At 66.1% G+C, this 9987-nt stretch carries 8 protein-coding genes and 3 pseudogenes; 3 read left to right on the top strand and 8 right to left on the bottom strand.

Annotated features, from left to right (window positions below):
* From G9373_RS43560 to G9373_RS43550, 3 genes and pseudogenes are all read right to left on the bottom strand, one after another.
* Positions 1 to 147, bottom strand: a 147-nt coding sequence (locus tag G9373_RS43560) for an anti-sigma-D factor RsdA (RefSeq protein WP_346842931.1), incomplete at its 3' end; no start/stop codon positions are given.
* A gap of 22 nt (positions 148 to 169) precedes the next feature.
* A pseudogene (locus G9373_RS48455) lies at positions 170 to 374 on the bottom strand (RNA polymerase subunit sigma); the annotation flags it as partial.
* 293 nt (positions 375 to 667) lie between these two features.
* Positions 668 to 1414 (bottom strand): SDR family oxidoreductase, encoded by a 747-nt coding sequence (locus G9373_RS43550; protein ID WP_005569307.1) that lies wholly within the window; start codon positions 1412 to 1414, stop codon positions 668 to 670.
* A 182-nt stretch (positions 1415 to 1596) separates the two neighbouring features.
* On the opposite strand from G9373_RS43550, the pseudogene G9373_RS43545 reads away from it, so the two are divergent.
* Positions 1597 to 2424 (top strand): annotated as a pseudogene (locus G9373_RS43545) (NADPH-dependent oxidoreductase).
* A 354-nt stretch (positions 2425 to 2778) separates the two neighbouring features.
* Entirely contained in the window at positions 2779 to 2991 is a 213-nt protein-coding gene (locus G9373_RS47395) for a PDZ domain-containing protein (RefSeq protein WP_005573455.1), read from the top strand.
* Between the two features lie 33 nt (positions 2992 to 3024).
* Here the strand turns inward: G9373_RS47395 and G9373_RS43535 are convergent, their stop codons facing one another.
* From G9373_RS43535 to G9373_RS43525, 3 genes and pseudogenes are all read right to left on the bottom strand, one after another.
* The gene (locus G9373_RS43535; RefSeq protein ID WP_005573454.1) at positions 3025 to 3522 is read right to left on the bottom strand and encodes a hypothetical protein; all 498 of its coding nucleotides are present in this window, start codon (positions 3520 to 3522) and stop codon (positions 3025 to 3027) included.
* 70 nt (positions 3523 to 3592) lie between these two features.
* A pseudogene (locus G9373_RS43530) lies at positions 3593 to 5067 on the bottom strand (aldehyde dehydrogenase family protein).
* 458 nt (positions 5068 to 5525) lie between these two features.
* Positions 5526 to 6473 (bottom strand): hypothetical protein, encoded by a 948-nt coding sequence (locus G9373_RS43525; protein WP_120660893.1) that lies wholly within the window; start codon positions 6471 to 6473, stop codon positions 5526 to 5528.
* A gap of 1174 nt (positions 6474 to 7647) precedes the next feature.
* Between G9373_RS43525 and G9373_RS43520 the strand changes: the two genes are divergently transcribed.
* Positions 7648 to 7926, top strand: a complete 279-nt coding sequence (locus tag G9373_RS43520; RefSeq protein WP_005263790.1) for a hypothetical protein — start codon at positions 7648 to 7650, stop codon at positions 7924 to 7926.
* A gap of 488 nt (positions 7927 to 8414) precedes the next feature.
* Here the strand turns inward: G9373_RS43520 and G9373_RS43515 are convergent, their stop codons facing one another.
* Entirely contained in the window at positions 8415 to 9014 is a 600-nt protein-coding gene (locus tag G9373_RS43515; protein WP_167121044.1) for a glyoxalase, read from the bottom strand.
* A gap of 352 nt (positions 9015 to 9366) precedes the next feature.
* Positions 9367 to 9834 (bottom strand): hypothetical protein, encoded by a 468-nt coding sequence (locus G9373_RS43510; protein ID WP_133984191.1) that lies wholly within the window; start codon positions 9832 to 9834, stop codon positions 9367 to 9369.
* Between the last annotated feature and the right edge of the window lie 153 nt (positions 9835 to 9987).

The following is a 9987-nucleotide window of genomic DNA, read 5'->3' as shown; positions in this document are numbered from 1 at the left end:
CGAATCCGTCGCGACAGGACCGCCACCGGCGATCGCGTCGATCAAAGCGTCGTCGCGGCGCACTGCCGCGACGTCCACCGGTGCGTCGTCTCCTGGGAGATCGGCATCGGGATTGCCGTTGCGCTTGCTCCTAGCCAAACCTCTCACCTGCCCTCGTCACCCCCGCGGAACTGGTACTACCCACGGCCGGGGCCGTTTCCTCGGCTGACATACCGACCACGAGGCGGAGGATCAAAATCTCCCGGTGCTCTTCCGGCAGCGTGCTCAGCAGTTCGTTCATCTGCCTGCTCGCCTTTCGAGTCCAGCGCCCGCTGTTCGGGTCCGTCATCGTTGACTACGACATCTACTACGTCGGTGACGGGCTCCGACTTGTTACCGCACGTCAGAGAAAAGCGACAAGAAATCGGAGCTCCACGTCGGTTGTGGGTTCCGGTGTGGTCCGCACGCCGTCGGTTGCCGCACGACCACACCCGTCCTCTTTGGGCCGACCCCGGCGCACTCGGGCGGTCCTGAGGCCCTGGGCCGGGGTCGACGTTTTTGCAGCGGCATCGTCTTCGGAGTGGACGATTCTCCTACGTGGATTATCCCACTGATGGCCGGTACTCGGCGAGGTCAGCAGTTGTCGCACCTCGACTGGGCAGACCAGCGTCGCTGACCGTCCGCGCGGTCAGCCGCGGCCGATGTACGGCATCCCGGCGGCCATGATCGTCAACGTCGGCACGGTGACGTCCAGGGGGAGTTCCACCAGTCGGGTCACCGCGTCCGCGACGTACCGCGGGTCGAAGGTGGGTTCCGCTCGCATCGATCCGTCCGGTTGGCGGGCGGACTGGCCGATGCCGGCCGTCATGGCGGTTGCGGCGTTCCCGATGTCGATCTGGGTGCAGCAGATGTCGTGGTCGCGCCCGTCGAGCGCGATCGACTTGGTCAACCCCGACACCCCGTGTTTGGTTGCCGTGTAGGCGACGCTCGCGGGTCGTGGCGTGTGCGCGGACAGTGAGCCGTTGTTGATGATGCGTCCGCCGCGGGGTGTCTGCGTCTTCATCATTCGCACGGCCTCGCGTGAGCAGAGGAAGACCCCAGTGAGATTTGTGGCCACCGTCCGGTCCCAGTCTTCCGGGTCGATCTCGTCCACCGCGCCGGAAGGGCCGAAGGTGCCCGCATTGTTGACGAGTACGTCCACACGGCCGAACCGTTCGGCCACGACGGCGAAGAGGCTGTGCACCGACTGTGGCGACGAGACGTCGGCCGGCACCACGAGCGCGTGTTCGTGACCGTCCGCTGTCTCGTCCAACTTGTCTTGCGCCCGTCCCGACAGCACCACGTGATGTCCGGCATCGAGTAGTCCGGTCGCCATGGACCGCCCGATTCCCGATCCGGCACCCGTCACCACGATGACCCGTTCAGTCACGACCACTCCCTTTCATAACGTAGTTCCCGGACAGCTGTCGGCAGCCCCCGAATTGTCGCCGATCGGCGGCCTCGCTGTGGCTGTTCACGCGTTCCGTTCGCGGTTGTCGACGGGGTCGCGGAGGATCTCAGGAATCACGGTGCGCCTAACACTGGAGTGGGGGACGGCGGTCGGCTTTCCTGTCCCGGGTGACCATCGCAGACATCGCACCCCGCACGGCGCTGCAGCAGCGCTACTGGGACCCCGCCCTCACCGAGCCCGCGCAGTGGAATCCGGTTCTGGAAGCCCTGCACTCGCACCGTTCGGTTCGCCGCTACCTACCCGATCCGGCTGACCGACGAGACGCTCGACGTCCTCGTTTCGGCTGCGCAGTCGGCCGCCACGTCGTCGAACCTCCAGGCATGGAGTGTCGTCGCGGTCCGCGACCCCGACAGCAAGGCTCGTCTGGCCGCGCTCGCGGGCGAGCAGGCCCACATCGTCGAGGCCCCCGTCCTGCTGGTCTGGCTCGCCGACTTCGCCCGAGTCCGCCAGCTCGCCGGCGACCGCGGCGCTCCGATCGAGGGAGCCGATGACGTCGAGAGCACCTATATCGGGTTCATCGATGCAGCCCTGGCTGCGCAGAACGCCGTGACCGCGGCGGAGTCGCTCGGGCTGGGAACGGTGTTCATCGGGGCGCTGCGCAACAACCCCGAGGAGGTCGCGGCGGAACTCGGCCTGCCTCCTCACGTGTTCGCGGTGTTCGGGCTCGTCGTCGGACATCCGCATCCGGACGCCGACGCCCAGATCAAACCGCGGCTGCCCCGAGCGGCGGTGTTGCACCACGAGAAGTACGACCTGCCCGCACAGCGCGACCACGTCGACGCTTACGAGGGGCGGATCGCCGCCTTCTACTCGGCGCAGCAGCTCGACCATTCCTGGATCGAAAGGTTCTGGACCGACTCGCGTCCGCGGCGCGGCTGAACGGGCGGGATCGGCTGAAGGAATCGCTCATCCGTCTCGGGTTCCCACTTCGCTAGCGTCCGGCCGCCATGAGGCGGAAATGCCGGTGGGTGTCCCTACGGAGGCAACGCGGCAGATCGCCTCGCACGCGCGAGCCTCCGCCGTCGCCGCCCGCACCGCTCAACGGGCGCCGGTGCCTTCCGCTATCCGATCCGCTGTCTCTGATGGTGTCGGCAGAGCCTTGATCGCGTGGCGGGGGCCGCGCCCGGTTCGGTGCGTGACGGCCACCATCCGGCCGTCGCGACGAGGCAGATCATCGCCGCGCTGGTATCGGCGGGGCGGGTGCGTCGGGCCTGGTTGGGGATCGCGGGTATGCAGGTCCGCTGCCTCCGAAGCTGCAGGGGCGGATCGGGTCGAAGACTGGTTTGCAGGTGGCCGGTGTCTCGCCGGGAAGCCCGGCCGCCGAGGCGGGGTTGCGGCGCGGGGACATCATGGTCGAATTCGACGGCAAGCCGATCGTGACGACGACTGCCGTCCAGCGGTTGATGGTCGAGGATGCGATCGACCGGCAGATCGAGATCACGGTGTGGCGCAACGGTGCGCTGGTGGACGTGTTCGCTCGTCCTCGTGAGCTCGCGGCCTGATGACCACACAGCGACGTGGGATCCGATCGACGGTCACCGATTCATCTCGTGCCGGATCGCGTCCTGGACTTTCCCGTGAGCCACCGCGATACCGCCCGCGATATCGGTCAGTGTTCTTCGATGCTGGAGGCGCAACGGGTCGTTCACTGCGCCATCGTGCAGGTGTTGCCGGTGGGGGAAGACTGGGCGCGGCTCGGTCTTCACGAGGTGCCGGTTGAACGTCCCAGTGAGCTGCGACAGCTCGTTGAGTCGTCGGTAAACGTCATCGCTGGCCACGACCCGCGCCTGGCTGAGCAGGGAATCGAACTCGTCGCCGCCGATCTCGTCCGCGTCATTCGGGTGCGATGCAGCCGAAGTCGTTGCGGTTGCGGCGAGGCGGGCCGTCGCTCGCAACAGGTCGGCGTAGATCGCGAGCCGCAGTTTCACGAGTTGGTCTCGGCGCGCAGTCTTGCTGCGCAGCCGTTCGGTGATCCACGGTGAGAGGGCCGTGCCCACGATTCCGGCCACGCCCATCCACATGATCGCATTCACGATCAGTCTCCCGTCTCTTCCTGCTTTCGGGCCGAAGACCCGCGTTCACATCCCGCCGCCTCCGCGTTACTCATTCCCGGGCACTCTGGCGGGTGCTGTTCACGGCCGGATCTGGTTCGACGTTGTCGCCGAAGATCGCCTTGGCCTCTCGAGGTACTCCACCAGGCCGAATTTGCCGAACTCCCGGCCGTTGCCTGACTGCTTGTTGCCTCCGAACGGAGCATCGAAGGCCAGCGGAGCCCCATTGAGATGAACCATTCCCGTCCTCAACTTCCGCGCGACATTCCGCGCGCGCTCCGGATCGCTCGACGAGGCCATCCCGGACAGCCCATACGCGGTGTCGTTCGCGATGCGGATTGCGGCGGCCTCGTCCTCGTAGCCGATCAGCACCATGACCGGGCCGAAGATCTCCTCGCGCGCGATGGTCATATCGTTCGTCACGTCCGCGAAGACGGTGGGCCGGACGAAGTAGCCGGTGGACAGTCCCGCCGGGCGACCGACTCCACCGGCGACGAGCGTGCCGCCCTCATCGATGCCGATCTGGATCAGGCGCTGCACCTTGTCGAACTGTGCCTGTGACACCAGCGGACCCACGGTCGTTCTCTCGGACTCGGGTTGTCCGACGACGATCGACGCGGCGGCGGTCTTCGCGATCGCGATCGCTTCGTCCATACGGTCCCACGGAACCAGAATGCGCGAGGCGGCATTGCAGGATTGGCCCGAATTGACCACCACGCCTACAACGTCTCTGGTGATGACCTCTTCGAAGTCCGCGTCGTCCAGCACAATGTTCGCCGACTTGCCACCGAGCTCCTGTGTGACACGTTTGACCGTTGTCGCAGCGTTCCGAGCGACCTCGACGCCGGCACGCGTCGATCCGGTGAACGAGACCATGTCGATGTCGGGGTGCCTCGACAGTGCGGCTCCGACGGTAGGTCCGTCACCCTGAACGAGGTTGAAAACTCCCGCAGGGACTCCTGCTTCGTGAAGTATCTCCGCGAAGATGATCGCATTGAGTGGCGCGATCTCGGACGGCTTCAACACCATCGTGCAGCCTGCGGCCAACGCCGGCGCAACCTTCGCGGCGATCTGGTTGACGGGCCAGTTCCAGGGTGTGATGAACGCACACACGCCGACCGCCTCGTACACCACCGTCGTCGTGCCGATCTTCTCCTCGAATTCGAACTCACGGAGCGCATCGACGGCTGCGGTGAGATGCACCAGGCCGGACGGTGCCTGAGCGGTCGTGGCCAGTGAAGTAGGTGCTCCCATCTCCTGGGTGATCGTCGATGCCAGCTCGGCCATCCGTCGCCCGTAGACCTCGATTATCCGATCCAGTAACGCAATCCGGTCGGCGCGTGTCGTCGACCCGTAACCGTCGAACGCTCTGCGGGCGGCCGTGACGGCGCAGTCGACGTCCTATTCGTCGCCCAGCGCGATGGTGGCGACGATCTCTTCTGTCGCAGGGTTGACGACGTCGAGCGTGTCGGTCCCGATCGGGTCGATCCACTCGCCGTCGATGTAAAGCTTCTGGGTGTTCTCCATGGTGGTCCTTTGGTCGGTTTCTGCAGAAGGTGAGAAGGGGTGGGGTGGGTAGCGCATTGGTGACCGTGCGGGTGAGCCGCGATGGCGTCCCGTGTTGTGGAGTCCTGTCCTCCCGGGGTTTGCGTCGGAGTGTTTTCCGGCGTCTGAATAACAATGACCCGCCGCAGCTCTGCCGTCTGTCCGCCAACCGGGCCCCGCTGGGGGATGAATACGTGTCCCCCAATCGGAGGACAACCGCGATGTCGGGGTCGAGCGTCAGGAATGCGAGGCGGTCGATCCAGCCCCGCTGATCGGCGAACGATGTTTCCCGAGAACGGAATTACGGTGTCGAGCTGTTGGTTCCAGCGCCGAATGCCGGTCAGTTCCGTTCGCACGAATGATCGTCTGGGGCCAACGTCACGATGTGGGATATCGACGATCGACCGTGAAGCGAGCCCTGTGCGGCGGATGGCGCAGCGTCAACTCGACGCGCTCACCGACGAGGACCGCGCGGGCCGTCGGAGTGCGGCCGCCGCCATCGTGAGCGCCACGGCATCCTCCGCAAGCGCGGCCTGCCAGTCCGGCATCCGCCGGCCGGCCCACTGCCGCCACCACGCGCCGCCGTAGGAGCCGGCGAGGGCGCCGACGGTTCCGATGATCAGGGCCGACGCCGTGTCGGCACGGTCGCGGCGGGCCAGCGCCGCGGCGCCTCCTCCGCCTGCGATGAGTCGTCCGGTGAGCGCGGGCTGGGAGAGGCGCGACGGTACGTTCGGGTTCTTGTCGGCGACCAGTTCGCCGCCGACGAGCGCCGTCGCACCGACGAGGCGGGACCAGTGTGCCGAGCCGGGGGCACCCGAAAGCAGTGCCGCCGCGATGCCGGTGGAACTGCGGAGACCGCTGGCCACGCCGATCACGGCCGACCGGACAGTGCTCGACCGTTCCGCCCCCGGCTCCCTGCGGTTCCCCGTCGCCTCGTCCTGTTGCCGCAGGACTGTGGTGACGGTGGCGCCGTAGACGAGATGCGGCACGAGGTCGCTGAGCCAGTCCTGAGCGGTCCACTGTCGCGGGTCGCTGATGCCGCGCATGGCGATCGGGATGTCGGTGGCTGCCATCGCGGCGAGACCGATCCCGATCGTTCCGGCAGCCGGGGTCAGGCGGGCGCCGGCCCGGCGGACGAGGGCGGCGGCCACGCCGAGTCCGGTGCCGACGGCGATCCCGCCGAGCGCCCCGAACGCCGACCGCCGGGCCGCGAGCACGTCACCGCGTCCCGGTATCGCGACGCCCAGAGCGGTCGCAACGGACTCGACCGTCTTCTCCGGAACGGTGCTTGCGGGGCGGCCTCGGATCGCCATGTCCAGGTATGTGACGGCGTCGAGGATCGTGGTGCCTGCGGCACCTGCAACGATGCCGGTCGTGACAGTGTTCATCGGACTGCCTCTCTCGCGTGATTCGACGACGGGGTCGTCCTTCCCCGGAGCATCCCCCGGCGGTGTACCGGGCAAACGTGGACGGGAGTGTTGGGCGCGAGGCACGGCGGTATCCGGGCAGGGGTGAGCAGGACGCGATTGCGGGCGAGGGTGACTCGTTCGGTAGCTGGGAAAGTAGGCCAGGAATCGCGCCGGCAATGGTGGAGTCGGGGAGCGAGGCGACGCCGGATATCTTGTGGCGCAGCCAAGCGCAGCCCCCGCCAGCGATCGGTGTCAGCTGGCAGGGGCGCTACACGGACAAACCGCGCGTAGTAACGAGCGGCGCATTAGTGATCTTCGTGAGCCGGGGCATGGAAGTCCAGAGAGTGTGATCCACGCCATTGTGCAAATTTCTTCACCTCATCATTACCGACCAGTAGGTGTAGTTTCGGGGTCGTCCACGGCGCATGAGTGAATTAGTTGGCGCTGCCGAGTTCCGATTGGCATGAGTCTGCGGTATCGGCCGATAATTCTCGATTGATCAGGCGAGAATTCTACGTAATGAACCGCCGAACATGCTTTCCCACAGCATGTTCGGATGTCGCTCGGAGCTGTTCTGCGGAAACGAGCCAGGCGACGAGCTACTTGCAGGCCATTGTCGATGACGACCATCGGCCGAGTAGATCCCCGCCCGGGTGTGATGAAGAACACCACATAATTTCTCGCGAAGCGTGGTGGTCGGGAATGAGGTGTGGTCAATACCCCTGTCTGGGACCCAAAAGCGGGTATGGGTGTAGGTGATTCGGCCGTTGTGTAGGTGTCGAAGTCGGACGAGTGTGTGTGGTGCACCGTCATCGACCCGGCGGCCAGAATCTCGGCACGTGAAGGAAGAGTGTAATGGCACGGATCAGCAAGAAACTGGGGTCCGATCTACTGGATGCGTTGCGTGTCAGTGTCGTTGGCACCATTGCGTGCGCCGGACTGGTCATGGGCGTAATTGTCCTGGCGATGTGGAACTTCCCCGTACCGGGTGTGTAGGCGCGCGTGGCTTGTGGTCGTTCGCTGGTGCCGGTCATTCGGAGTGCAACACCAGGTGGCAGTTCGGCGATATAGCTGACGGGGGGTGAGCCCGTGGGTTCGGGTGATCGGTGAACGGCACCTGTGACGGGCGTCGTGTGGTGTGGAAGGAACTGGAATGCTTGGGACGGGTATGGGTGCGATGGTTGGCCTACTCGTGATTGCGGTGCTGGTGGTCCCCGTCTCGTTCGGCGTGGCGGTACGGGCGGATGCGAAGGCCCGCCGCCTCTCGGAGTCGCAGGCGCTCGAAACGGACCTGGGGCGATCGGTCGCGGTCGCGGAAGTGGCGGGTCGGTGCGATCAGTGGCGGCAGCTCGCAACGCGGGCGTGGCTGATCTGCGGCGGCGCCTCGCTTGTCGCAGTAGTGGTCGTGGGCGTCCTGGTCTGTATCGGGTGAGGGCGGCGCGGACCCGGGACCGCGCGATTTCTGGTTCGCTGCTGCGGCTGAGCTGTCGACATCGAGCCCGAGCCTCGCGTCGCACGGGAATCTGAAACCTCTCGGCTGCCCTGACATACGCGTCCTGAGATCGTCCGGTAGTGCGGCGAAGCGCCCGGTGAGCCGAAGCGGCCCGGTCGGAGTGTTCTCCGCTCCGGCCGGGCCTCGCCGGGACGTGCAACAGGGCGTCGCCGCGCTCTCCATCGGACGATTGGATCCACGCCGGTGTGCCTGGGTGGTGTGCCTGGCCAATGTCTTCCCGGGCGTTGGGGATTGCATCGGCGACCGGTACTGGGTGTGTACTGGCGCGAGGAAATGGTAGATCTGCCAGCCGGTCGCGTCGCAGCGATGTGAGCCACATCACATATGTTCTTCCCGTGGTGGCCCAACTGGATGAGTGGGGTGGTCGGTGTCGATACCCTGCCGCGGTGGCGGTGAGGGGTCCCCGATCACACTGTCTGCCATGTGAAGCCGTCGGGGTCGGTGAAGGGTTCGGCGTCGCCGCTGATGACGATCCGGTGGGCGCCCGTGCCGTCGGGGGAGACGCCGGCGTCCTTCGCGAGGGCACGGCGCCCGTAGAGCGCGAGCTTGACGTTCGGGCCGGTGGCGAACTCGACGTATTTGCGACCGAAGCTTCGTGCCACTTCCAGCCCGTGGTCGAGGTAGAACTGCTTGCTGACCTTGACGTCTTCGACGCCGAGCAACAGGACGAGGTCCTCGATGTGCCGCGTGGCCGGCCCGGTGTTCTTCTTCGACGAAGTCGCGACTTTCCAGAGCGCTCCGTCGGGGCCCTGCACGACACCGCCGTACCCCCACAAGCTCTTCTTGACCGGTTTGATTGTGGTGCCGCCATTTTCGAGGGCAGCCCCGACGTAGGCGTCGACGATGTTCGGCTGGGACACGACGAGCGAGAGGGTGTAACCGCGGAAGCCGGTGGTGGGTGCGTCCGTGTCGCGGGCACTGATGCGTTCATCTATGCCGAGTGCGGTGTGGAAGGCCTTCACCGTGGTGGGGTCGGGGGTTTCGAGGGTGAGAGATTCGATGTTCATGCCAGTGACGTTAATGCGGCCCTTGGGTAGGCGCTTCTCGATTCCTGATCAGTCTGCGCTCCGTGGTTGCAAGCGTGAGTGCACCGAGGGTGCGCGCGAAATCCGTTTTCCCAGCGCCTGCATATCGAGGTCGAGGGTGGGGGTGGCGTGCGGCTGCTCGACGAGCACGGCGCGGAGCGGGCACAACGCCGGGGGCGTCGTGGGAGTTGCCAATTGAGGGTGGCATACCGTGGCTGATCTGGCTTCTGGACTTGGTGATCAACGGCTCCTGACGCCGCTGCAGGCCGACCACATGGTTCGACCTGAAAGGGTGAGATAGGCGGCGCGATCGTCACGGAGGACATTGCGCCTGTCAACTGCTGCCGAATGGTCCGGGAGGCGGCTCGACGGGGTAGGCCGCGACCTCCATGCTCACCGAGCCCTCGCACGGGCCGCTGTCGATATCGGTACGCCAGGAACCGGTCAGCGTCCCGTCGGATTGCGGTGTGTAGTACGCAACCGAGTGCGCCGGTGCCCACACCTTCGGCACACCCTCGCCTTGGTAGCAGTCCCACTCCCAGTCGTAGGTATGGACCCAGCTGGTCCCGTCCCAGGTGTACTGCGGCGGTTGCGGCAGTGTCGGGTTGGCTGGCGTTGGCCCATCGATCACGGTCGCTACGCAGGCGTCGTCCGTGCAACTCGTCTCGAATCTGTACGTATCGGCGAAGTCGGGCTCCCACTGCCGCGCGGCCAAACTCGTACCGTCCTTCGTCGCGGCGAAACGCTTCACCGAGTACTCGCCCGACCAGGACGGCTGCGTGGGTGCCGCCCCCGCGGGCATGGCCCCGACAACTGTCCCGGACGCGATCAACGCGACTAGTGGGGACGTGTCATTTCCGCCGGTCACGCTGCGTATTGGCCGCGGTGGTTCAGAGGTTCCAGAGTTGGAGCAGAGCGGTCCGCAGGCTGGGGGAGGCGATCCGGTGGTCGGTTC

Origin of the sequence: Rhodococcus sp. A14, from assembly GCF_011603105.1 — a bacterium.
Lineage (GTDB): Bacteria > Actinomycetota > Actinomycetes > Mycobacteriales > Mycobacteriaceae > Rhodococcus_F > Rhodococcus_F opacus.
This window is presented reverse-complemented; position numbering and strand designations above follow the sequence as displayed.

Bases quoted from the DNA above. Each gene is read 5' to 3' on its own strand.
- G9373_RS43510 (WP_133984191.1), bottom strand. From the start codon at position 9,834: ATGCCCGCGGGGGCGGCACCCACGCAGCCGTCCTGGTCGGGCGAGTAC.
- G9373_RS43525 (WP_120660893.1), bottom strand. From the start codon at position 6,473: ATGAACACTGTCACGACCGGCATCGTTGCAGGTGCCGCAGGCACCACG.
- G9373_RS43520 (WP_005263790.1), top strand. From the start codon at position 7,648: ATGCTTGGGACGGGTATGGGTGCGATGGTTGGCCTACTCGTGATTGCG.
- G9373_RS43515 (WP_167121044.1), bottom strand. From the start codon at position 9,014: ATGAACATCGAATCTCTCACCCTCGAAACCCCCGACCCCACCACGGTG.